Source organism: Aliivibrio sp. 1S128, assembly GCF_001691065.1.
In the GTDB taxonomy this organism is placed as follows: Bacteria; Pseudomonadota; Gammaproteobacteria; order Enterobacterales; family Vibrionaceae; genus Aliivibrio.
Genome location: NZ_MAJV01000047.1, coordinates 1 through 23,614, shown reverse-complemented (window position 1 = coordinate 23,614; position 23,614 = coordinate 1). Strand labels below are relative to the sequence as shown.

The following is a 23,614-nucleotide window of genomic DNA, read 5'->3' as shown; positions in this document are numbered from 1 at the left end:
AAACAAAAACCCCGGTAATCACCGGGGTTTCTTTTATCTACAAACTCAAATTTTTAAAAACCATGTTTACCCACGCGGCTTAAACTCCAACACTGACGCCTTCTGTCCGTCATTCACATCTTTAGGATTATTAATTACAATTAAATCTAATGCTCTACCTGTTGGGCTTAATAAAGCCAATTCTTCTTTGTTTTCATCTTCTAAACAAATATTTAATGAAATATCTGATAGCGCTTTTACACCAAACTCTTCTTCTAGGGTTTCTAATGCTTCTTGTAAATTCTCCGCCAGAGACTTACTGTCCCAACGACCTTTAAATTGGATTTCCAACGACTTTATCCTCTGTTTTTTTCGTACACACCACATTCAACATCGATGTGTTTTTTAATTTTCTAACTGCGCCATCCTTAAAGAGTCCAATAGTATTAGCCCCCCAATAAGGTAGTTGCATTGGCCATTTATCTTTCGTCATTATCGTTGAATCAATCAATATTTTCCATTTCTCTTTAGTCAATAACTCCATGTCTATTTTCTGACAAACGGTTTGAGCATTTTGTGCCGTAGCTCTGAGCCAAGGGATTTTATTTTCCATGTAAAAACCTTCATTTCCATTATCAATGAACGGCACAGCAAAATGAACTTGATTAATGATGGTTGCTTTACGGATCGTAATCGGATCGGGTTGTGGTTCGATTGCTTCTTCAGCGACTGCATCTGACTTAACAACAGTAGAAAGATCAACTTCACGTAATCCTGACTGTTTAAACAATCGCTGATTTTGTAATGCTGTGAGCTCTTTACTCGCAATAGAGTAATCAAGATAAGGACCAATTAAGCAGCGGTTAACTCCCTCTTCTTTTTTCATATTAATGGGTGCATCTACCGCTCGATGTATTTGTTCAATCGCATCTTTGGTTAACGTTTTTTTAAACAAACCACATTGAATCCAATATTCACTGCCCCCTGCTTGCTGCTTTACTGGTTTTCGTCCCCATAACCCTTCACCGATCGGGCAAGATTCAGACAAGACATACCCTTCATTTCGATTTTCTTCTTTAGGAAAACAAACCGCTGACAATATACCTTTATTTAAGGCCACATGTTCTGTCGCTTTTTCACTCGCAGATACACTTGTTATCGTTGCGATACTACCGAGAACTCCTAATGTTATTACCGTTTTTTTTATTAATTTAGTCACTAGACTTCCCCAAGCAAGTTTTAACAATATTATCAGCATAACAAAAGTTCAGTTTCAGATCCGAGAACCGATTTCCAATGCCTTAATATCACTCAATTTAATAGAATTAAAATAGCTATCCATAAGGCGATAAACTAAAATTATAGTCTATCCTCCTTTATTTACGTTGAGTGACACATGGAAGTTGAACTGTTAGAAATCCAACATTTTTTATCACAATACCCTCCGTTCAGTTTATTACCAGAAGAGGCGATAAAAGAAGCAGCCGAAAGCGTTGAAATTTCATACTATCGTGCAGAAAGTATGGTCATTGGATTTGGTGATGAGATTAAAGATCTCTACATGGTCCGCAGTGGTGTCATTGAAGTTTATCGTCGTAATGGCGAGCTCTATAACCGACTAGATGAAGGCAGTATTTTTGGACAAATGGGCTTATTAATGAATAATAAAGTTCGTTTCCCAGCCAAAGCTCTCAATGATTCTCTTCTGTATTGTATCCCTGAATCTGTATTTGATGATTATTGTGAACGTTATGATGAATTTTCAGATTTTGTTGAAGTGGAAGACGCCACTCGTCTAAAGCAAGCGGTAGAAAGTAATCATGATGATGCGAATGATTTAACCACCTCGAAAGTGAAAACATTATTGACTCGTGAAGCGGTAATGATCACAAAATATGAAACGATTCAATCAGCGGCTAAAACAATGGCTGAAGAGAATGTTTCTGCGGTTTTAATTACCGACCCTGAAATCGATACTGATGAAGAAGATAACGACTTTGTAGGTATTATTACCGACCGAGATTTATGTACAAAGGTACTTGCCTGCGGATTAGATTTCGAAACTCCGGTTTCTGAAGTTATGTCGACAGAGCTTATTTCACTCGATCACAACGCCTATGTATTTGAAGCGATGCTGATGATGCTGCGCTACAACGTGCATCATCTTCCTGTTCTTCGCAACAAACAACCAATCGGGGTTCTTGAGGTTTCTGACATCGTACGTTACGAATCTCAAAATAGTCTGTTGTTTGTAAGCAGTATCTTCCAACAGCAAACCATCGAAGATTTAGTCATTCTTTCAAGCCAACTAAAAGACTGCTTTCTTCGGATGGTTAATGAAGACGCTAACTCTCACATGGTGGGAAGTGCGATGTCTGAAATTGGTCGCAGCTTCAAACAACGTTTATTAGAACTTGCAGAAGAAGAGCTTGGCCAACCGCCTGTGCCTTATTGTTTCTTAGCATTAGGGTCAATGGCTCGCGATGAACAACTGATTGTTACTGATCAAGATAACGCGATTATTTTAGATAATGACTACAATGAAGCAGAACACGGTGATTATTTTAAAGCCTTATCTGCTTTTGTTTGTGATGGATTAGCCGCGTGTGGCTATACTTATTGTACTGGCGATATCATGGCAACCAATCCTGAATGGCGTAAAACCCAATCGGAATGGGAAGAATGCTTTGCTGATTGGATTGATAATCCAGATCCTCAAGCATTATTAAACAGCTCTATCTTCTTCGATTTAAATGGCGTTTATGGCCGTACTAAGTGGGCTGAACAACTGAATGGCTTTATTGTTCGTCGTGCGAAAAAGAACAATCGTTTCCTTGCTTGTCTTGCGAGAAATGGCCTCCGCCGAACGCCACCACTTGGGTTCTTTAAAGATTTTGTGATGGAAAAAGACGGCCGTCATAATAATTCAATTAACTTAAAACGTCGCGGTACGGCACCACTTGCTGATCTCATCCGTGTTCATGCATTGGCGATAGGATCTCAGGCTCAAAATTCATTTGAACGCTTAGACGATATTATCGAAGCGGGGATTTTACCTAAATCAAAAGGCAGCGATCTCCATCATGCAATGGAATTAATTTCATTAGTTCGCTTACGCCACCAAGCCTTAGACGTAGAAGCAGGAATTGAGCCTGACAATAATATTGAGCCTGAAAATATGTCTGATTTTGAACGCCGAAATTTAAAAGATGCGTTCCAAGTACTGAGTAACGCGCAGAATTTCCTTAAGTTCCGCTATAGCGCCAACAAATTTTAAGGGGTGAATGATGATATCGAACATTCAACAAGAAATTCTCAATTGGCCAGCTTTCTTTACTCATAAGTTTGAGTCCAGTAAAGATAAACGTCTTCAAAAATTTTATCAAACGGGTACTTACGAAGAAGAAACACCACTCAAAGATATTGAGTTTGTTGCTTTAGATTTTGAAACCACAGGATTAGATGCTAATCAAAACAGCATCATTAGTATTGGTTTAGTTCCTTTTACTTTGGAGCGTATTCGTTGTCGTGAATCGCAACATTGGTTTGTTAAAGCACAAGATAGCCTAGAAGAAAACTCTGTCGTTATTCACGGTATCACTCATTCAGATTTACAGGGTGCCCCTGATTTACGTCGTATTTTAGAGAAAGTATTGGATGCATTGGCAGGGAAAGTGGTCGTGGTTCATTATCGTAAAATCGAGCGTGACTTCTTTGATATCAACTTGCGTAATCTTATTGGCGAAGGGATTGTTTTTCCTGTCGTCGATACGATGCAGATCGAAGGTGATTACCAACAAGAGCAATCTAAAGGGTTAATAAATTGGATTAAAGGAAAACGCCCAGAATCAATTCGATTAGCCAACAGTCGATTACGTTATGGTTTACCGGCCTATCCTCCTCATCATGCTCTCACTGATGCAATTGCAACCGCTGAATTATTTCAAGCCCAAGTTCGTCATCATTTCTCAGAAAATGATCCGATTAGAAGGCTATGGCAATAACAATTAAATAGATGTTTAAATAATATAAATACAAAAAAGCCGATGAAGATTATCTCTCATCGGCTTTTTATTGTTTATTCACTTAAGAATTAAGAACGGTTATGTTTCTCTGTTCTCATGCCCATAAGCAAACTGACACACATCACTAATAGAATAATGGTAAACGGCAGTGCGGTAGAAATAGCACCCGCTTGAAGCGCTTCAACCGCTTGTGTTCCACCAACCCATAGTAGAGCAACGGCAATTGCTCCTTCCATAAACGCCCAAAAAACACGTTGTGGAATTGGCGCATCAACTTTACCACCAGCGGTAATACTATCGATAACCAATGAACCAGAATCTGATGAGGTAATAAAGAACACCAATACCAGCACAACAGCAATCAACGAAAGAATGTTACCCATAGGCAATGCATCAAACATTTGGAACATTGCTAGAGAAGCGTCAGTTAACCCTTCAGAACCAAGTGTTCCTACATTATTAATGACTTGATCAATCGCTACACCACCAAATGTCGACATCCAAAGCACAGTAAAGACCGTTGGTACGACTAATACAGCAATCAAGAATTCACGAACGGTACGACCGCGAGAAACACGAGCGATAAACATACCAACAAATGGAGACCATGAAATCCACCACGCCCAATAAGTCACTGTCCAACCGTGCATCCACGCTTGATCCCCACGACCATGTGGATTACTCAATGGAATTATATTTTCAATATAACCCATTATAGTGGTTGGAATTGTCCCCATTGATACAGAGAACGAAACCAAAGCAACAAAAGCAACCAATACAATCGCAATGATCATATTAATATTACTGATAATTTTTACACCACCATCAATACCGCGCATTACCGAAACAACCGCAAGTAAAGTAACAATGAAAATAATCGCAACTTGTAAACCTAAGCCACCTTCAATACCAAATACGTGCTGGAAGCCACTTGCTGCTTGTTGGGCACCAAGACCTAAAGAGGTAGCAAGACCAAATAAAGTCGCTAGAACCGCAAGAATATCAACAATATGACCTGGCCATCCCCATGTACGATCTCCTAAAATTGGATAGAAGATTGAACGCATAGAAAGCGGTAAGCCTTTATTGTAAGAAAAGAACGCTAGTGATAAGGCAACAACACCATAAATAGCCCATGGGTGAATACCCCAATGGAACATGGTCGCACCAAGTGCTAATTGTCTTGCTTCTGGAGTATAAGCTTCCACACCTAATGGAGTTTCAAACCAACCGGTAAAGTAAGCAACAGGTTCTGCAACCCCCCAGAACATAAGACCGATACCCATACCGGCAGCAAATAACATCGCAATCCAAGAGATCATCGAGTAATCAGGTTTGGCTTTATCACCACCAAGACGGATCTTACCAAATGGAGAGACAATCAATGCTAAACAAAAAACAACAAAGATGTTCGCAGACCACATAAACAAACCATCAAATGCATTGATAATTTGTGACTTTAAATCATTTAAAACTGTTTTCGCGGTTTCTGGATCCGTCACTGCAACTGCAATTAAGAAGAGTGCAATTAAACCAGCACTAATACCGAAGACGGTATTATGAATATCCAATCCCCATTTTTGAACGTTATCCTGTCCAACAGTATAATCCGTATTATCTATACTGTACTTGTCCTTATTTCTACTCATTATTCCTCACTTCGAGCCTTAGCTCTCTGTTTTGGTTTAATTCAAATACTCGCTTTAAAATATTTAAACACACCCTATGATCCTAACAACTGAGCAAATTATTACCAGTAAAAGCGGTAAATTAGCCGATAAAACAACAAAACAAGCCAAATACTCGCCTTTGTAAGACATTGTTCATGTTTTACAGATAAAAAAAAAGCGATGAACTAAATCATCGCTTTTCTGCTTATTTTAACATATTAACCTTTATAAATTTTCGGGTTAAATACGTCTCTCAGCCAATCTCCAAGTAGATTAATGACCAAAACTAAAGTAACTAATACCAAACCAGGAAAAGCCGTGATCCACCATGAACCAGAGAAAATATAGTTAAAACCAATACTGATTAATGAACCTAGTGAGGGTTGATCTACCGGTAGGCCTAAACCTAGGAAAGATAACGCTGCTTCTGACATAATCGCATTGGCAATTTGAACCGTTGAGATAACCAAAATAGGAGATAAACAGTTAGGTAAAATATGACGGAACATGATTCTTGGAGAACGGAATCCCATCACTTTTGCTGCCTCAACGTATTCTTTTTTCTTTTCAGCCAATACTGATGCTCTAATAGTACGCGCATATTGCGGCCATTCAGCAATACCAATAATCACAACCAACATGATCACCGCATACTGACTAAAGAATTCGGTTCCAAAACTGGCTTTAAAAATGGCTGAAACAATAATCGCAACCATCATGGTTGAGAATGATAACTGCACATCCGCAAAGCGCATTAAGAAGCTATCAATTCGTCCACCGAAATACCCTGCAGAAAGACCAATAACGATACCGAGAGTCAGCTGTACTGCTACCGCTAGAAAACCAATCGTCAATGACAGTCGAGACCCATAAAGGATAGTCGATAAAACATCACGACCTTGGTCATCTGTACCTAGAAGGAAACGCTCATCTCCCTCTTCCATCCAAGATGGCGGTAGCTCCGAGTCCATAATATCAATAGAACTTAAATCGTATGGATTGGTTGGCGCTAGAACGGGTGACAGTAGCGCCCCCAATACAAAGACTACAAAAACAGCAAAGCTAAACATTGCTACTTTGTCACGTAAGAAGTAGTACAAGAAATCCGATGATTTAAATCGTTCCCAACGCGTTGGAACGTGGTTAGTTGTCGTGTTCATGATTACGATCCTTTGCCTGTAATATCTACTGTGGGGTTAATTAATCCATATAACAAATCGACAATCGTATTGGTTACGACGAAGATCAAACCTACAAAGATAACGTAAGCCGTAATCAAAGGTGTATCTACACGGTTAATCGCTTCTAAAAATAAGAAACCCGTTCCCGGCCATTGAAAGACCGTTTCAGTCAAAATGGTATAAGCCACCATCGTACCGATTTGAACCCCACCCACTGTTAATACTGGTAACATGGTATTTTTAAGCGCATGTTGATAATAAATTTTGTTTGTTGCGATGCCTTTTGCCTTTGCAAACTTGATGTATTCAGAACTCAGTACTTCGATCATTTCTGAGCGAACCAAACGAATAAATAAAGGCAACATAATTGAAGCAAGAGAAACACATGGCAATACTAAGTGCGCTAAACCATCAATAGTAAAGAATCCTGATTCCCAACCGAGTAAATTATAAGTCTCTCCTCGCCCATAAGACGGTAACCAATTTAACTCAATAGAAAATACATACATCAGCATGATTGCGGTTAAGAAGACTGGAATAGAAATACCAACACTACTAAACGCCATGATCGCTTTGGTAAAAAAACTTTTGGGATGAATCGCAGAATACACACCAAGAGGTATCGATAAACAAATAATGATTAACGCCGCACCCAACACTAATTCCAGTGTCGCTACGAGTTTATCAAGAATGACCTCAACCGCTGGTTTTTTAAAAAAGTAAGAGGTGCCCAAGTCACCTTGAACTGCATTAGTAATGAAACGAGTATACTTTGTGACGAATGGATCATTTAATCCAAGATCATCTCTCAGAGCTTGACGCTCTGCTTCTGAAACTGATTGTCCAACCAATTCACGTAACGGGTCACCCAAGTTATCTTGAATGGAAAACGCAACCAGACTGATCACAAACATCACTATCAGAGCCTGAAACAGGCGCTTGACCAGAAACGTAAACATCCCTTGTCCCCTTAATCTATCCTAAGAATGACATGATAATTATCATGCCGAATACCTACTAACTCGCATTAGCTTAGGAGGTATAACACTTTTTTATTGTAATTTAGTACAAAGAAAGGTTGCTTTGATTCATTCAAAGCAACCTAATTTATTACTTAGTATTTACTCAACAACTAAATCACCAAAGTATGGGTATTCCATTGAGTTAACAATTGGTTGAATATTGATGTTTGATTTTGCGCCCCATGCAAGATTCTGCCAATGCAAAGGAACAAATGCCGCGTCGTTATACAACGTATCTTCTACTGTTTTCAGCATTTCACTGCGTTTTGCAGGATCCGTTTCTACGTTTGCCGCTTCAATTAGACTGTCAACTTCAGGGTTTGAATAGTGACCACAGTTATACTGACCTTTACCTGTTTCTTCATTACGAGTCATCGTTAAGAACTCAGTAAGGTTCGCTGAATCTTCAGTATCTGAGTGCCAACCGATCATCATCATATCCGCTGAACATAAATCAAATTCTGGCCAATATTGTGCTTTTGGCAACGTTTTAAGATCCACTTTGATGCCGATCTTAGACAACATTGCTGCCGCTGCTTGAGCGATTTTTGCATCATTAACATAACGGTTATTTGGCGCCATCATGCTAAGTTTGAAACCATCTTCGTAACCCGCTTCTTTCATCAACTCTTTTGCTTTTTTAAGATCATAACGTGGAACTAAATCAGCGTCATAACCAGAATAACCAGGAGGAGATTGCTGACCTGCAGCAGTAGCAAAGCCTTTCATGATTTTCTTAACTATACCTTCGTTATTGATTGCATGAACGATAGCTTGACGAACACGTACATCTTTTAATGCTTCGTTACTTGTTTGATTCATTTGGAATGAAATTAGACGAGTACCTGGCAATGTAACTAAATCGATGCCCTTCGTATTTTTCACTCGCTTATGATCATTCGGTGCCACAGGTGCGATAACGTCTACGTCACCAGAAAGAAGTGCAGCAACACGTGTGGCATTTTCTTTAATTGGAACCAAAGTCAGCTCATCGACGTTACCTGGAGAATTTTTATCCCAGTAACCATCAAAGCGATCAAAAACAACTTTTACGCCTTGTTCACGAGATTTAACAACAAATGGACCAGTACCTGAGATGTGCGTTGAAGCAAATGAATTACCGTGTTTTACGATTTCACCTTTCTCTTTACCATCTTCAGTTTTACCTGTGTAGAACTTACTGTCCATAGGGAAAAGGTAAGTCGCGGTTTGCAAAACTAGTGGATAAGCACCTTTAGAAACAAGTTCTACCGTGTAATCATCAATTTTTACTAATTTTTCGTACGGTGCGAAAATCGCTTTAAAATCCGCAGAATCTTTAAGGCGATTAAATGTCCATACCACATCATCTGCAGTCATTGTGTTGCCAGAATGGAACTTAACGCCTTTACGTAACGTAAAACGGAACGTTTTGTCATCGACACGTTCCCATTTTTCTGCCAAACGAGGTTCAAAGTCGAACTCTTGCGTATAACGAACTAGGGGATCAAACACCATGTGGGACAGTTGCAATGTACCGCCTGATAGTTGCTCATGTGGGTCAAGAGATACTGGGTCAGCATCATAAGCTACCGTAATATCTGCAGCAGCAGCACTAAAGCTTAGGCCAGCAGCCATAATCGCGATCGCTAATTTAGTCTTAATGGTTTTCATTGCATAACTCCTTATGCGGGAATCAATCCCTAGTTTGTTGTATTTTTATTTATTATTAGACGGTTTTCACCGTTGTTACCCTTCTCTTAACCCTTTAAATTCAGGCATAAGAGAAATTAATTTTTTGCTGTATTCGTGCTGTGGATTCGTATATAGGTTTTCTGTCGGGGCAACTTCAAGCAATTTCCCCATTTGCATTACACCTACACGATCACACATCTGACGAATAACGGGTAAATCGTGGCTGATAAACAACATGGTTAAATTTAACTCATCTTGTAAATCTTTTAATAAGTTGAGGATTTGCGCTTGAACCGATACATCCAAAGCAGACGTTGGCTCATCACAAATTAATAGACGAGGGCGAGTAGCAAGTGCTCGCGCAATTGAAATTCGTTGACGCTGACCACCAGAAAATTCATGCGGGTACTTCAATGCAGCCATTCGGCCTAGACCGACATGATCCAAAAGATCATTAACGATCTGTTGCGTTTCTGATTCTGAACGCGTTAATTTATGAAAACGAATCGGTTCTGCGATGATATCGAAGATTTTCATACGTGGATTCATTGAGGTATATGGATTTTGAAATACCATCTGCATTTGACGACGCATTGGACGACGTTCTTTTTCAGATTTAAGCGCAGTAAGATCAATCCCTTCAAAGGAAATTGAACCTGAATTTGGCGGGTATAAACCCGTGATAATACGTGCAATAGTTGATTTGCCAGAACCAGACTCACCAACCAGACCAAAGGTTTCCCCTTCATGGATTTCAAAGCTAACATTATCTGAAGCTTGAACATATTCTCGACGACTTTCAAACATAGAGTCTTTCGTCACAAAGCGAAGGCTTACATTATCGACTTTTAACAATGGACCGGAATATTCACGCTGATCTTGGCTTTGTCCTAACCAATGTGTTTTTACATCAATAGATTCATGCTCTACCGCTTCTTCGATATAACTCACTAAAGGAAAGCGTTCTAACTTAATATCTGAACGAGGCACTGCGGATATCAAACTACGTGTGTATGAATGATCAGGGTCGCCCAATACTTTTTCTGTCTTACCAAACTCAACTAAATCACCACGGAACATTACGGCAACTTTATCGGTAACGTTAGACACAACACCCATATCATGAGTAACCAACATGCAGCCTACGTTTTTCTTAACGCAGAGATCTCGGATAAGACTTAATATTTGATCTTGAATTGATACATCCAATGCTGTTGTTGGTTCATCTGCAATAATTAAATCGGGCTCACCCGCTAACGCTATCGCAATAACAACACGCTGACGCATACCACCTGAAAACTGATGTGGATACTGTTTAAGGCGGTTTTCAGGCTGTGGTATACCAACTTGATTCATAAGAGACAAGGCACGTTCATAGGCCTCTTCTGATGATACTTTCAAATTAGCATGAATGGTTTCTATGATTTGTTGTTCAACAGTAAATAGAGGATTTAGAGATGTCATAGGATCTTGGAAAATAAACCCTATTTTAGAACCTCTCACTTTTCGCATCGCTTCTGTAGATAGGCCTGAAATCTTCTCTCCATCTAAAAATACCTCTCCGCTGGCGATAACACCGGGAGGGCTTAATAAATCGATAACAGCATTACCAACGGTTGATTTCCCCGCGCCTGACTCACCAACAACACCAACGATCTCACCACGTTCAATTGAAAGCGACAATGATTTTACTGCGGCATGAACGCCATGGCGAGATGGGTATTCGATACGTAAATCTTTAACTTCTAAAAGTGACATTATCAGACTCCGACTACTCAGCAGCATCCTGCCCTGTCTGCACATTGATTCCATTCGAAACAGTAATAAATACTGTAACTTGATTAGGACACCAATGTAGTCAATTATTCACAAAAAGGCAACAATTAAAGAGTATAAAACCAATATATGCCAATATAATGAATAAATAATCAATAACAGCTAGTTATTACAACATCAAAAACTAGTAAAAAAACCAAAAAAAACATACAGTTAATGACAATGAAGTAAATAAGAGCTTTATGTGTAAAATTTACAAGATTAGATAAATAACCATGAAAAAATTAACATTTAAAATGAATTTTTAATCGGCATAATAGAATAAAGTTAGTGCTTTATGTTGATTTAATAAGAGAAGTTCAGCGTATGATATTAAAATAGGGATAAATGAAAGCAGGTAACGCTCAAAGGAAAATATAAAATTTGAGAAGAAGACACGACTTAAAATATCGGTTTTGTGATGAAGGTTGGAATAATATAAAGCAGAAATGAAAAAAGCCTCGTCATTTCTGACGAGGCTTTTAAATGTGGTCGGTGAAGAGGGATTCGAACCCCCGACCCTCTGGTCCCAAACCAGATGCGCTACCAAGCTGCGCTATTCACCGATTTTTTATTTGATTCTTGGGGTATAACTTGAATCAAAAGGGAAACTGTTTTTACAGTTACCAAAATTAATGGGGTGGCTAACGAGATTCGAACTCGCGACCACCGGAATCACAATCCAGGGCTCTACCAACTGAGCTATAGCCACCACTAATTTTTTTATATAACCGCTATTGCGATTATTGAAATAGTGGTCGGTGAAGAGGGATTCGAACCCCCGACCCTCTGGTCCCAAACCAGATGCGCTACCAAGCTGCGCTATTCACCGACGAATTTCGTTTCGATTCTTGGGATGTTTCTTGAATCAAAACTGGAAACCTGTATTTACTAAGTAAACTTGGTTACCAAAATAATGGGGTGGCTAACGAGATTCGAACTCGCGACCACCGGAATCACAATCCAGGGCTCTACCAACTGAGCTATAGCCACCACTACTTTATTACGTTTTTCTGTGCCTTTAATTTCTATTCCGGATGGCACGCCCGAAAGGATTTGAACCTTCGACCTTTGGCTCCGGAGGCCAACGCTCTATCCAACTGAGCTACGGGCGTATACCCTATCGGCGGAGAGGAATAATACGGATATGGGTGTCCTTCGTCTAGTGTTTTTTTTACTTTTTTTATCGTTTGGTCTCTTTTTCGACAATTTATGCCTGTTTATCCTCATTTTCTTTAAACTAAGTGGTTTATTGCAACAATTTAAGCAGATATACTCACCCAATATTTACATGAAGTTAACGCGACTATTTTGTTAAGTTCGCTTTTCTGCTCGGTAAATACAATAAAATTAGCTTAAGCCAATAATAATAACTGGGAGTGTAAAGTGAGCTTTATGGAAAAATCTATTCGTAACATCATTATTGCAACAATCGCTGCATTAACTTTTTCAACTACCTCTTTTGCAGCAAGTAACTCTGACGATGCGATAACTGAGCGAATTAAGCCTGTTGGACAAGTTTACCTAGCAAGTGATGTTCCTGTTGTTGTTGTTGTGGAACCGACAGGGCCGAGAACGGGTGAGCAAGTGTATAAAACTTTCTGTACTGCCTGCCACTCAACTGGGGCTGCTGGGGCACCAAAAACTCAAAACGCAGCAGACTGGGCTCCTCGCATAGCAAAAGGGATGGATGTATTAAAGGAGCATGCTCTTAATGGCTTTAACGCTATGCCTGCTCGTGGGACTTGTATGAATTGTACTGATGATGAAGTTGTAGATGCTATTAACTATCTAGTTAAAGGGTTATAAATAAATCCTGATCTAATTCAAATCGACAAGTTAATAAAAAATGCCCACAGCAAAATAGTTGTGGGCATTTTTATTACTTTTTGAGCATGGCTCTAAGGTTAGCTATATTACTTTTTCCTCTTTCCATCCTCTCATCTTGAGAAAGTTTTGGCTTTTTCATTTCCCAATCTAGATCGTCATGGGGAAGCTCTTCAAGAAAACGACTTGGCTCTGGACGAATTAACTCTCCATATTGACGACGCTCTTTACATAGAGTAAACGTCAGTTCTTTTTGTGCTCGCGTTATTCCTACGTAAGCTAAGCGTCGTTCTTCATCAACATTATCTTCATCAATGCTCACTTGGTGAGGTAAAATGCCTTCTTCCACTCCGATTAGATAAACATAAGGGAACTCAAGTCCTTTAGAGGCATGCAGAGTCATTAATTGAACTTGATCTGCCCCATCTGCATCTTCACTACGCTCCATCATGTCTCGTAGGGTTAAACGTTGAACAACTTCTTTTAATGTCTTTTCTTCATTATCGTAATTATCACCTTCTAAATCAGCAACAATCCACGAATAAAGATCAGAGACGTTTTTCATTCTCATCTCTGCTGCTTTTGCGCTAGTAGATGTCTCGTACAACCAATCTTCATAGTGAATATCTTTCACAAGAGAGCGTACCGCTTCAACGGTATTACCACGTTCTGCATTTTCAGAAATAGAAACAATCCAATGGCTGAAACGACGCAACGACTCCAGCCCCCTTCCAGATAACGTTTGCTCTAATCCCATTTCAAAACTGGCTTCAAACAAGCTCTTTCCACGCATATTGGCGTATGTGCCTAGCTTTTCTAAAGTCACAGGACCAATTTCACGACGAGGCGTATTCACAACTCGTAAAAAGGCATTGTCATCATCAGGGTTTGTTAGCAGACGTAAATACGCCATGATATCTTTAATTTCAGATCGAGAGAAAAAAGAGGTCCCACCTGAAATTTTATAAGGAACCCTATTTTGCACTAAGGATTTCTCAATCAAGCGGGATTGATGATTACCACGATATAACACAGCATAATCTTTATAATCAGTTCGATTTAAGAATCGATGCCCAATGATTTCACCCACCACTCGTTGAGCTTCATGCTCATCATCTTTTGCTGTGAGTACTTTTATCTGCTCCCCATCAGGGATTTCTGAAAAAAGACGTTTTTCAAATACGTGAGGGTTATTAGCAATAAGTATGTTAGCCGCTCGTAGAATTCGGCTGGTCGAACGGTAATTTTGCTCCAGCTTAATCACTCGTAAATTTGGATAATCTTCATTTAATAGCACTAAGTTTTGAGGCTTGGCACCACGCCACGAATAGATAGATTGATCATCATCTCCTACAACCGTTAAGCGCCCTCTCTCTCCGACTAATAACTTCACCAATTCATACTGACTGGTGTTGGTATCTTGATACTCATCCACAAGTAAATAGCGGATCTTCATTTGCCAGCGTTCACGAACCTCTTGATTGGTTCGAAGCAGTAATACTGGTAATGATATAAGATCATCAAAATCAAGCGCGTTATAGGCTTTCATTTGCGTTAAATACATTTCATAGCAAAAAGCAAATAATTGGTCTTGCTCCGAACGAGCAAAACCTTTTACTTGCGCAGGGGTTAGCATGTCATTTTTCCAATTGGAAATACTGCTTAACAACTGGCGCAATAAATCTTTATCACCATCAATCTGCTTTTCTGTGAGCTCTTTTAATAAAGCCAATTGGTCTTGATCATCAAATAAAGAAAAACCGGCTTTCAGCCCAAGCACTTTATATTCTCGTCGAATAATATCTAAACCTAACGAGTGAAAAGTAGAGACCATTAACCCTCGTGATTCCTGCTTATTTAACGTTTGTCCGACACGCTCTCTCATTTCTCGCGCAGCTTTATTGGTAAACGTTACCGCGGCAATGTTTCTTGCCTTATAGCCACACGTCTGAACGAGGTAAGCTATTTTATTTGTGATTACACGGGTTTTACCTGACCCTGCACCAGCCAATACTAAACATGGCCCAGAGACAAATTTTACTGCCTCATCTTGCTGTGGATTAAGTCTCATGAATCACCTATAAAATCGATAATGAATTATTTGCGTCTATAATAAAGCGGTCGACTTGGGAATACCATGTAAACAATCAATGAAAAAATGTGATCTTTACGTTTCTTGACACAAAAATAGATTACATTTTATTCGCCGTGCCCTAAAATAATGAATGAACGTTCATTCATTTCATAAGGACCAATTTATGAAAGAAAAGCGGCGGCTTATTTTAGAGTCAGCAGAAATGTTACTTGCTAGAGATGGCTTCCATGGCTTATCTATGCAAAAAGTAGCGAATCAAGCAGGCGTTGCCGCAGGTACGATTTATCGCTACTTCGATGATAAAGAAGCGTTAATTCAAGAAATTAAGTTCAATATTCTGAACCGTGTTGCTTGTGCTATTCAAGCTGATGTGTGCGATACCGACCCATTGAAAGTTCGCTTTCGTACCATGTGGTTAAACATTTGGCACTTTGCTATTTCAGAAAAGAATACTTTTTTGAATCGTAATCAATACGACTCTCTCCCTTCTACTGATCTGGTGAAATTTAAGGAATTAGAGGAAAAAATGTTTGCCCAAGTAAATCAACTCTTTGTCGATGGACTTGAACAAGGTGTATTTAAACCTCTTAGCGTAGAAATATTAACTGGCCTTAGTTTAGAAGCGAGTGTTTGTTTAGCTCGAAAACATGCTCAAGGTTTTTTTACTTTAACAAACGATGATCTCGATGCGGCAATTGAAGCCAGTTGGGACGCTATTATTAAACACTAATTTGGAGTTCTAATCAGAATGAAAAAGTGGACTTTCTTTATGTTACTTCTTGCCCTACTTCTTTTCGGTAGTGTGATTGGTTTTAACATGTTTAAACAACAAAAAATCGCTGAATATATGGCTAACCGACCTGAGCCTGAGTTTCCGGTGACAGTTGAAACTATTAGTTCATCTCATTGGACTCCAACAATTGACGCGATTGGTTTTATTGAACCAAACCAAGGTGTAACACTAACTACTGAAGTTAACGGTATTATCGATAAGATCTCGTTTGATTCTGGCAGCCAAGTGAAAAAAGGGCAGTTACTGATTTCTCTTGATTCTAAAGTAGAGAAAGCCAATTTAAAAAGTACTCAAGCTCGCCTACCAGCTGCGGAAGCAAAATATAAGCGTTATAAAGGCTTGTACAAAAAAGGGTCTATTTCTAAAGAATCGTACGATGAAGCGGAAGCAAATTACTTCTCTCTTGCTGCTGATATTGAAGGCATGAAGGCATCAATTGAGCGTCGTGAAATTAAAGCACCGTTCTCTGGTGTTGTAGGTATTCGTAATGTGTATCTTGGTCAATACTTACAACCAAGTACTGATATCGTACGTTTAGAAGATACTAGTATCATGCGTTTACGCTTTACTGTTCCTCAAACAGATATCTCTCGTATCAATATTGGTCAAGAAATTGATATTAGCGTCGATTCATACCCTAACGATATCTTCAAAGGATCGATTAGTGCGATTGAACCTGCGGTAAACATTCAAAGCGGTCTAATTCAAGTTCAAGCTGATATCCCTAATAATGGCGGAAAGCTACGTAGTGGTATGTTTGCTCAAGCAGATATCATCTTACCGACATTAGAGAACCAAGTTGTTATCCCACAAACAGCAATTACCTACACTCTTTATGGTGATAATGTTTACATCGTAACTGAAAAAGACGGTGTTAAGCGTGTTCAACAGCATGTTGTGAAAGTTGGTGAGCGTTCAGAAGCTATTGCTCACATTCTTGACGGTGTTAAAGCTGGCGATGTCGTTGTTACATCTGGCCAAGTACGCTTAAGTAATGATGCCAAAGTACGTATCGTGGAAAGCGATGCAACAACACCACCAGCTGAAACACCAATGCTGTAATCGGAGGAACTATGCGCTTTACTGATGTTTTCATTAAACGTCCAGTTTTAGCGGTATCAATCAGCTTTTTGATTGCTTTGCTTGGTATCCAAGCTATCTTCAAAATGCAGGTTCGTGAATACCCTGAAATGACGAATACCGTTGTAACGGTAACAACAAGCTATTATGGTGCGAGTGCTGATCTTATCCAAGGTTTCATTACTCAACCCTTAGAGCAAGCGGTGGCTCAGGCCGATAATATAGATTTCATGACGTCACAATCTGTAATGGGTCAATCAACCATTACTGTAACGATGAAATTGAATACAGACCCCAATGCCGCATTATCTGACATACTAGCTAAGACTAACTCTGTTCGATCACAACTTCCAAAAGAAGCAGAAGATCCAACCGTTACCATGTCAACAGGTTCAACCACTGCGGTACTTTATATTGGCTTCACAAGTGATGAACTTGTATCAAGTCAAATTACCGACTACCTAGAACGAGTGGTTAACCCACAACTATTTACCGTTAATGGTGTTTCAAAAATCGACCTTTATGGTGGTATGAAATACGCACTACGTATTTGGTTAGATCCTGCCCGTATGGCGGCAATAAACATGACCGCGACGGATGTTATGGGTGTATTAAATGCCAATAACTTCCAATCAGCAGCAGGTCAAGCAACCGGTGAGTTCGTTCTTTATAATGGTAGCGCAAACACACAAGTTTCTAATGTAGAGGAACTTGAACGTTTAGTTATTAAAACAGAGGATGGTGAAGTCGTTCGCCTAAGCGATATTGCTAAAGTATCTCTAGAAAAAAGTCACGATGTATACCGTGCAAGTGCAAATGGTAAAGAAGCCGTTGTTGCCGCAATCAATGCCGCACCAAGTGCTAACCCTATTAACATTGCAGCAGATGTTTTGGCGCTTTTGCCTCAACTAGAAAAAAACCTTCCTACAAACATCAAAATGAACATCATGTATGATTCTACGATTGCGATTAACGAATCAATTCATGAAGTTATTAAAACAATTATCGAAGCGGCAGTCATCGTACTTATCGTTATCACGTTGTTCTTGGGCTCATTCCGAGCTGTAATCATTCCCATTGTGACTATCCCATTATCACTTGTTGGTGTGGCAATGGTTATGCAGGCGATGGGTTTCTCATGGAACTTGATGACTCTACTCGCGATGGTACTCGCCATTGGCTTGGTAGTAGATGATGCAATCGTTGTACTAGAAAACGTAGATAGGCACGTTAAGCTTGGGGAGACTCCATTTAGGGCCGCGATTATTGGTACGCGTGAAATCGCAATACCTGTAATTGCAATGACTCTAACATTGGGTGCTGTGTATGCTCCTATCGCTATGATGGGTGGTATTACTGGTTCATTGTTTAAAGAGTTTGCTTTAACGCTCGCGGGTTCTGTATTCGTTTCTGGTATCGTCGCACTAACACTATCTCCTATGATGTGTTCTAAGATGCTTAAAGCAAATGAGGTTCCAAGCAAATTTGAAAGTACGGTTCATCATTTTCTTGATGGTATGACAAACAAATATGAACGAATTCTTGGCTCGGTAATGCAACACCGTCCAGTAATAATTGCGTTTGCTGTTATCGTTTTTGCTAGCCTACCATTACTCTTTAAGTTCATTCCAAGTGAACTTGCTCCTTCGGAAGACAAAGGGGTAGTAATGCTTATGGGTACAGGTACATCTAACGCTAACTTAGATTACCTACAAAATACGATGAATGATGTAAATACAATCCTTTCAGACCAACCTGAAATTGCATTTGCTCAAGTATTTACAGGTGTACCTAACTCAAACCAAGCATTTGGTATCGCTTCAATGGTTCCTTGGAGTGAACGAGAAGCAAGTCAAGCCGAGGTAACAGCTCGTGTTGGTAAATTAGTTCAAGATGTACCTGGTATGGCTGTTACTGCATTCCAAATGCCTGAACTTCCTGGTGCAGGTTCTGGCTTACCAATCCAGTTTGTAATTACAACACCAAACAGCTTTGAGAGCTTATTCCAAATAGCTACCGAAGTATTAACTGATGTTAAAGGAAGCCCTCTATTTGTTTATTCTGATATCGATTTAAACTTTGATTCTGCGACAATGAAAATCAACATCGATAAAGATAAAGCAGGCGCTTATGGCGTAACCATGCAAGATATTGGTATTACGTTAAGCACAATGATGGCTGATGGTTATGTAAACCGTATCGATCTAAATGGACGTTCTTATGAGGTTATCCCTCAAGTCGAACGTAAATACCGCCTAAACCCTGAATCAATGAATAATTATTATGTTCGTTCGATCAGTGGTGAAGCTGTACCATTAGGTAGCTTAATCTCAATTAATGTAATTGCCGAACCGAGATCATTGCCTCATTTCAACCAATTAAACTCTGCAACCGTTGGTGCTGTACCTGCGCCAGGAGTTGCTATGGGCGACGCTATCACTTGGTTTGAAGATATTGCAAACACAACACTACCAAGTGGATATAATCATGATTACATGGGTGAAGCCCGTCAATATGTGACTGAAGGTAGCGCACTATATGCAACCTTTGGTTTAGCATTAGCGATCATCTTCTTAGTTCTTGCGATTCAATTTGAATCTATTCGAGATCCATTAGTAATCATGGTATCTGTTCCGCTAGCAATTTGTGGTGCTTTAATCGCTCTTGCTTGGGGCGCGGCAACAATGAATATCTACTCTCAAGTTGGTTTGATAACGCTTGTAGGCTTAATTACTAAGCATGGTATTCTTATTTGTGAAGTGGCAAAAGAAGAACAACTCCATCACCTCAAGAATCGTATGGAAGCCGTAACCGAAGCTGCTAAAGTTCGTCTACGTCCAATCCTAATGACGACGGCTGCGATGATTGCAGGTCTTGTTCCTCTAATGTATGCAAGTGGTGCTGGTGCGGCTCAACGCTTTAGTATTGGTATTGTAATCGTAGCTGGTCTAGCGATTGGTACGTTATTCACACTGTTCGTACTACCTGTAATTTATAGTTACTTAGCAAGTGAGCACAAACCATTACCTGTTTTTGAAGAAGGTAAAGAGATTAAAGAATCTTAATGGTCAATTGATATTAAAGGCTACTTCGGTAGCCTTTTTTTTATTTCGATAGCGACAATTGGCAAGGCTTTACTTAGAATAAAGAAAATATTCAATTAAGGGTAAATGATGTTTGATCCAAAGAAATTAGAACAAGTAGCAAAACAAATTCATGACTCAATGCCGCAACCAGTAAAAGAACTAGGTAGCGATGTTGAGCAAAAAGTTCGCCAAGTTATCCAAGGCCAATTAAATAAGCTCGATGTTGTAGGTAGAGAAGAATTTGATGTTCAAACTCAAGTTCTGTTACGCACTCGCCAAAAAATCACGGCGATGGAACAAAAACTGGCTGAATTAGAAAAAAAACTATCAGAAAAGTAATTCGATAGAATCATAATTTACGCATAAAAAAATGGCTTAACCATCACTGGTTAAGCCATTTTTATATTCATTTGGAATTAATTAGCCACCAACTGCAATACGCTTCATATCACTCATATAGCTACGTAGCTCTTCACCGATATATTCTACTGGATGGTTACGAATTGCTTCATTAACAGCGATTAACGTTGCATTATCAACTTGATTTGATGTTTCACCTAAACCACGACCAATTACGTTAGTCTCAACTGATGGCATAAACTTCTCACGAAGTAGTGGCGTTGCTACATTAGCAAATAAATAATTACCATATTCAGCCGTATCAGAAATTACTACATTCATTTCATACAAGCGCTTACGAGCAACTGTATTTGCAATTAGTGGTAGCTCATGCAGTGATTCGTAGTATGCAGACTCGTCAACAATACCTGATGAAGTCATTGCTTCAAAGGCTAATTCAACACCAGCACGAACCATAGCAACAAGTAGAATACCGTTATCGAAATATTCTTGCTCTGAAATCTCTACGTCTGACTCAGGGTAATTTTCAAATGCAGTTTGACCTGTCTCTTCACGCCAACCTAATAGGTTCACATCATCATTAGCCCAATCAGCCATCATTGTACGAGAAAATTCACCTTGAATAATGTCATCCATATGTTTGTTGTATAGGGGACGCATTAACTCTTTTAGCTCTTCAGATAGTTCGAACGCCTTTACTTTTGCAGGGTTAGATAGGCGATCCATCATGTGAGTAACACCACCAAATTTAAGTGCTTCAGTAATCGTTTCCCAACCAAATTGTAGCAATTTACCTGCATAACCAGGCTCAATACCATCAGCGATCATCTTCTCATAAGAGACAATTGAACCCGCTTGTAACATGCCACATAAGATAGTTTGCTCACCCATTAAGTCAGATTTCACTTCAGCGACAAAAGAAGACTCAAGACAACCAGCTCTGTGGCCACCTGTACCCGCAGCCCATGCCTTTGCAATATCCCAACCTTCACCTTTTGGATCATTTTCAGGGTGAACAGCAATCAATGTAGGTACACCAAAACCACGCTTATATTCTTCACGTACTTCTGTACCAGGACACTTAGGCGCAACCATAACAACCGTTATATCTTTACGGATCTGCATCCCTTCTTCTACAACATTAAAGCCGTGAGAATAACCTAGCGCTGCACCTTCTTTCATTAGCGGCATTACAGTTTCAACAACATTTGTATGTTGCTTATCTGGCGTTAAGTTAACAACAAGATCTGCTTGAGGAATTAGTTTTTCATAGCTTGCAACTTCAAAGCCATTTTCTTTGGCATTTTTATATGACTGACGCTGTTCATCAATCGCTGCTTGGCGTAGTGCATATGCTACATCTAAGCCTGAGTCACGCATATTAAGACCTTGATTAAGACCTTGAGCACCACAACCTACAATAACCACCTTCTTTCCTTTAAGGTAATCAGCTTCTGTTGCAAATTCCTCACGGTCCATAAAGCGACAACGACCAAGTTGATCCAACTGCTCGCGTAAATTCAGTGTGTTAAAGTAATTAGCCATGATAAAACTCCATAAATATCATTTAATCCATTAGGATGATCTTGTGTATAAAAAGATAATAACGAAAGATTAACATTGTCAAAAGTGATATATTAGCAACACATGATTGCAATATAGGCAACATAAATGAACATAAAACTTCTACAAACTTTCCTACATCTTTGTGAAAGTCATAGCTTTACTCAAACATCAAAAGCGATGCACTTAAGCCCTTCAGCTTTAAGCCGACAAATTCAAAAATTAGAAGATGACGTTGGGCATCCATTATTTATTAGAGATAATCGAAGTGTTGAACTAACAACAGCAGCTAAGCAACTTATACCTATAGCCTTAAATATATGTGCGGAATGGAGTGGTTACAAAGCAAATTCTAATACCGTTAATAATACACTTAAGGGGCAGCTTAATTTATTTTGTTCAGTAACGGCAAGCTACAGTCATTTACCTCAATTATTAAACGATTTTAAAGTTAACTATCCCCACATAGATATTAAACTATCTACTGGTGATCCTGCTCAAGCGATCAATAAGATTGAAACATCAGAAGTAGATATTGCAATATCAGCTCTTCCAGAAACCCTATCAAATAAACTCGCCTTTGAAATTATCAGCGAAATACCACTATCAATCATAGCTCCAATTGGTAACAATCACTTCATCAGTGAAATTAATAAAGAAAATAAAAATTGGAAGTCATTGCCTTTTATTTTGCCTGAGTCTGGGACTGCGAGGAATAGAGCAAATCAATGGTTTAAGGAGCAGAAAATTAAGCCCACAATTTACGCTCAAGTATCAGGACATGAAGCAATTGTGAGTATGGTGGCGTTAGGTTGCGGTATAGGTATTGCTCCAGACGTGGTAATTAATAACAGTCCAGTAAAAGATAAAGTTCAACGCCTAAACATATCACCTATAGCTCCATTTAAATTAGGGTTATGCTGTAAAAAATCAAAACTAAATGACTCTGTTATTCAGGCTCTTTGGCAAGTTGCAGAAAATACTTTTATTTAATGATTAAAACGAAAAAAGGCTTCCCAATGGGAAGCCTTTTAAAATTCAAGCCTAGCGATGTCCTACTCTCACATGGGGAGACCCCACACTACCATCGGCGCTATTACGTTTCACTTCTGAGTTCGGCATGGGATCAGGTGGGTCCATAATGCTATGGTCGCTAAACAAAATCTGTCAGTAAATGGTGCTGATACCCAGACTCGAACTGGGGACCTCACCCTTACCAAGGGTGCGCTCTACCGGGCTGAGCTATATCAGCAATAACTATTTACTTTTGTAATGGAAAAAAAGCCATCCTTTGGATGGCTTATTCAAATTCAAGCCTGGCGATGTCCTACTCTCACATGGGGAGACCCCACACTACCATCGGCGCTATTACGTTTCACTTCTGAGTTCGGCATGGGATCAGGTGGGTCCATAACGCTATGGTCGCCAAGCAAATTCTTTCTAT

The 23,614-nt window shown here is 39.4% G+C and carries 17 protein-coding genes, 6 tRNA genes and 2 rRNA genes; 8 read left to right on the top strand and 17 right to left on the bottom strand.

Annotated features, from left to right (window positions below; all coding sequences use genetic code 11):
* Positions 1-66 precede the first annotated feature (66 nt).
* Together A6E03_RS07355 and A6E03_RS07350 are read right to left on the bottom strand one after the other, a co-directional pair.
* Positions 67-330 (bottom strand): hypothetical protein, encoded by a 264-nt coding sequence (locus A6E03_RS07355; RefSeq protein WP_065593262.1) that lies wholly within the window; start codon positions 328-330, stop codon positions 67-69.
* Positions 314-1,198 (bottom strand): hypothetical protein, encoded by an 885-nt coding sequence (locus A6E03_RS07350; protein WP_065600548.1) that lies wholly within the window; start codon positions 1,196-1,198, stop codon positions 314-316. Before A6E03_RS07350 ends, A6E03_RS07355 begins: the two co-directional genes overlap by 17 nt.
* A gap of 177 nt (positions 1,199-1,375) precedes the next feature.
* On the opposite strand from A6E03_RS07350, the gene A6E03_RS07345 reads away from it, so the two are divergent.
* Complete coding sequence (locus tag A6E03_RS07345; protein ID WP_065600526.1) at positions 1,376-3,256, top strand: DUF294 nucleotidyltransferase-like domain-containing protein; 1,881 nt, start codon at positions 1,376-1,378, stop codon at positions 3,254-3,256.
* Between the two features lie 10 nt (positions 3,257-3,266).
* Entirely contained in the window at positions 3,267-3,983 is a 717-nt protein-coding gene (locus tag A6E03_RS07340) for a 3'-5' exonuclease (RefSeq protein ID WP_065593260.1), read from the top strand.
* Positions 3,984-4,072: 89 nt separating this feature from the next.
* Here the strand turns inward: A6E03_RS07340 and A6E03_RS07335 are convergent, their stop codons facing one another.
* From A6E03_RS07335 to A6E03_RS07290, 10 genes are all read right to left on the bottom strand, one after another.
* Entirely contained in the window at positions 4,073-5,653 is a 1,581-nt protein-coding gene (locus tag A6E03_RS07335; RefSeq protein ID WP_065593259.1) for a BCCT family transporter, read from the bottom strand.
* A 239-nt stretch (positions 5,654-5,892) separates the two neighbouring features.
* On the bottom strand, positions 5,893-6,834 hold the full coding sequence (locus tag A6E03_RS07330) for an ABC transporter permease (protein WP_065593258.1): 942 nt from the start codon (positions 6,832-6,834) through the stop codon (positions 5,893-5,895).
* A gap of 2 nt (positions 6,835-6,836) precedes the next feature.
* Complete coding sequence (locus A6E03_RS07325) at positions 6,837-7,814, bottom strand: ABC transporter permease (RefSeq protein ID WP_065600525.1); 978 nt, start codon at positions 7,812-7,814, stop codon at positions 6,837-6,839.
* 162 nt (positions 7,815-7,976) lie between these two features.
* A complete protein-coding gene (locus A6E03_RS07320; RefSeq protein WP_065593256.1) occupies positions 7,977-9,530 on the bottom strand; it encodes an ABC transporter substrate-binding protein in 1,554 nt (517 codons plus the stop codon).
* Positions 9,531-9,605: 75 nt separating this feature from the next.
* Entirely contained in the window at positions 9,606-11,309 is a 1,704-nt protein-coding gene (locus A6E03_RS07315; RefSeq protein ID WP_065593255.1) for an ABC transporter ATP-binding protein, read from the bottom strand.
* Between the two features lie 546 nt (positions 11,310-11,855).
* Positions 11,856-11,932 (bottom strand) — tRNA-Pro (locus tag A6E03_RS07310).
* A gap of 70 nt (positions 11,933-12,002) precedes the next feature.
* Positions 12,003-12,078, bottom strand: a tRNA-His gene (locus A6E03_RS07305).
* A 43-nt stretch (positions 12,079-12,121) separates the two neighbouring features.
* Positions 12,122-12,198, bottom strand: a tRNA-Pro gene (locus A6E03_RS07300).
* A gap of 85 nt (positions 12,199-12,283) precedes the next feature.
* Positions 12,284-12,359: transfer RNA gene (locus A6E03_RS07295), tRNA-His, on the bottom strand.
* Positions 12,360-12,404: 45 nt separating this feature from the next.
* Positions 12,405-12,481: transfer RNA gene (locus tag A6E03_RS07290), tRNA-Arg, on the bottom strand.
* A 280-nt stretch (positions 12,482-12,761) separates the two neighbouring features.
* Here A6E03_RS07290 and A6E03_RS07285 point away from each other — a divergent pair.
* A complete protein-coding gene (locus A6E03_RS07285; RefSeq protein ID WP_065600524.1) occupies positions 12,762-13,175 on the top strand; it encodes a cytochrome c5 family protein in 414 nt (137 codons plus the stop codon).
* A 73-nt stretch (positions 13,176-13,248) separates the two neighbouring features.
* Here A6E03_RS07285 and rep read toward each other — a convergent pair whose 3' ends face one another.
* Positions 13,249-15,264, bottom strand: a complete 2,016-nt coding sequence (gene rep / locus A6E03_RS07280; RefSeq protein ID WP_065593253.1) for a DNA helicase Rep — start codon at positions 15,262-15,264, stop codon at positions 13,249-13,251.
* Positions 15,265-15,451: 187 nt separating this feature from the next.
* Between rep and A6E03_RS07275 the strand changes: the two genes are divergently transcribed.
* From A6E03_RS07275 to A6E03_RS07260, 4 genes are all read left to right on the top strand, one after another.
* Complete coding sequence (locus A6E03_RS07275) at positions 15,452-16,018, top strand: TetR/AcrR family transcriptional regulator (RefSeq protein WP_083190299.1); 567 nt, start codon at positions 15,452-15,454, stop codon at positions 16,016-16,018.
* An 18-nt stretch (positions 16,019-16,036) separates the two neighbouring features.
* Complete coding sequence (locus tag A6E03_RS07270; protein ID WP_065593251.1) at positions 16,037-17,143, top strand: efflux RND transporter periplasmic adaptor subunit; 1,107 nt, start codon at positions 16,037-16,039, stop codon at positions 17,141-17,143.
* A gap of 11 nt (positions 17,144-17,154) precedes the next feature.
* Positions 17,155-20,226 (top strand): multidrug efflux RND transporter permease subunit, encoded by a 3,072-nt coding sequence (locus A6E03_RS07265; protein WP_065593250.1) that lies wholly within the window; start codon positions 17,155-17,157, stop codon positions 20,224-20,226.
* Between the two features lie 108 nt (positions 20,227-20,334).
* On the top strand, positions 20,335-20,586 hold the full coding sequence (locus A6E03_RS07260) for an accessory factor UbiK family protein (RefSeq protein ID WP_065593249.1): 252 nt from the start codon (positions 20,335-20,337) through the stop codon (positions 20,584-20,586).
* An 81-nt stretch (positions 20,587-20,667) separates the two neighbouring features.
* Here A6E03_RS07260 and ilvC read toward each other — a convergent pair whose 3' ends face one another.
* Entirely contained in the window at positions 20,668-22,152 is a 1,485-nt protein-coding gene (gene ilvC, locus A6E03_RS07255; protein WP_065593248.1) for a ketol-acid reductoisomerase, read from the bottom strand.
* A 126-nt stretch (positions 22,153-22,278) separates the two neighbouring features.
* Here ilvC and ilvY point away from each other — a divergent pair, with 126 nt between their 5' ends.
* Entirely contained in the window at positions 22,279-23,163 is an 885-nt protein-coding gene (gene ilvY, locus A6E03_RS07250; protein ID WP_065593247.1) for an HTH-type transcriptional activator IlvY, read from the top strand.
* A 49-nt stretch (positions 23,164-23,212) separates the two neighbouring features.
* Here the strand turns inward: ilvY and rrf (A6E03_RS07245) are convergent.
* The 3 genes from rrf (A6E03_RS07245) to rrf (A6E03_RS07235) all read right to left on the bottom strand — a co-directional run bounded on the left by rrf (A6E03_RS07245) (position 23,213) and on the right by rrf (A6E03_RS07235) (position 23,600).
* Positions 23,213-23,328, bottom strand: a 5S ribosomal RNA gene (gene rrf / locus A6E03_RS07245).
* A gap of 17 nt (positions 23,329-23,345) precedes the next feature.
* Positions 23,346-23,422, bottom strand: a tRNA-Thr gene (locus A6E03_RS07240).
* Positions 23,423-23,484: 62 nt separating this feature from the next.
* Positions 23,485-23,600: ribosomal RNA gene (rrf, locus tag A6E03_RS07235) — 5S ribosomal RNA — on the bottom strand.
* Positions 23,601-23,614 lie beyond the last annotated feature (14 nt).

What these genes read in the sequence shown, in the direction of transcription:
- A6E03_RS07260 (WP_065593249.1), top strand. Translation starts at nt 20,335, where the DNA reads ATGTTTGATCCAAAGAAATTAGAACAAGTAGCAAAACAAATTCATGAC.
- A6E03_RS07265 (WP_065593250.1), top strand. Translation starts at nt 17,155, where the DNA reads ATGCGCTTTACTGATGTTTTCATTAAACGTCCAGTTTTAGCGGTATCA.
- A6E03_RS07285 (WP_065600524.1), top strand. Translation starts at nt 12,762, where the DNA reads ATGGAAAAATCTATTCGTAACATCATTATTGCAACAATCGCTGCATTA.
- A6E03_RS07275 (WP_083190299.1), top strand. Translation starts at nt 15,452, where the DNA reads ATGAAAGAAAAGCGGCGGCTTATTTTAGAGTCAGCAGAAATGTTACTT.
- A6E03_RS07335 (WP_065593259.1), bottom strand. Translation starts at nt 5,653, where the DNA reads ATGAGTAGAAATAAGGACAAGTACAGTATAGATAATACGGATTATACT.
- ilvC (WP_065593248.1), bottom strand. Translation starts at nt 22,152, where the DNA reads ATGGCTAATTACTTTAACACACTGAATTTACGCGAGCAGTTGGATCAA.
- A6E03_RS07340 (WP_065593260.1), top strand. Translation starts at nt 3,267, where the DNA reads ATGATATCGAACATTCAACAAGAAATTCTCAATTGGCCAGCTTTCTTT.
- A6E03_RS07325 (WP_065600525.1), bottom strand. Translation starts at nt 7,814, where the DNA reads ATGTTTACGTTTCTGGTCAAGCGCCTGTTTCAGGCTCTGATAGTGATG.
- A6E03_RS07320 (WP_065593256.1), bottom strand. Translation starts at nt 9,530, where the DNA reads ATGAAAACCATTAAGACTAAATTAGCGATCGCGATTATGGCTGCTGGC.
- A6E03_RS07270 (WP_065593251.1), top strand. Translation starts at nt 16,037, where the DNA reads ATGAAAAAGTGGACTTTCTTTATGTTACTTCTTGCCCTACTTCTTTTC.
- A6E03_RS07315 (WP_065593255.1), bottom strand. Translation starts at nt 11,309, where the DNA reads ATGTCACTTTTAGAAGTTAAAGATTTACGTATCGAATACCCATCTCGC.
- A6E03_RS07330 (WP_065593258.1), bottom strand. Translation starts at nt 6,834, where the DNA reads ATGAACACGACAACTAACCACGTTCCAACGCGTTGGGAACGATTTAAA.
- ilvY (WP_065593247.1), top strand. Translation starts at nt 22,279, where the DNA reads ATGAACATAAAACTTCTACAAACTTTCCTACATCTTTGTGAAAGTCAT.
- A6E03_RS07345 (WP_065600526.1), top strand. Translation starts at nt 1,376, where the DNA reads ATGGAAGTTGAACTGTTAGAAATCCAACATTTTTTATCACAATACCCT.
- rep (WP_065593253.1), bottom strand. Translation starts at nt 15,264, where the DNA reads ATGAGACTTAATCCACAGCAAGATGAGGCAGTAAAATTTGTCTCTGGG.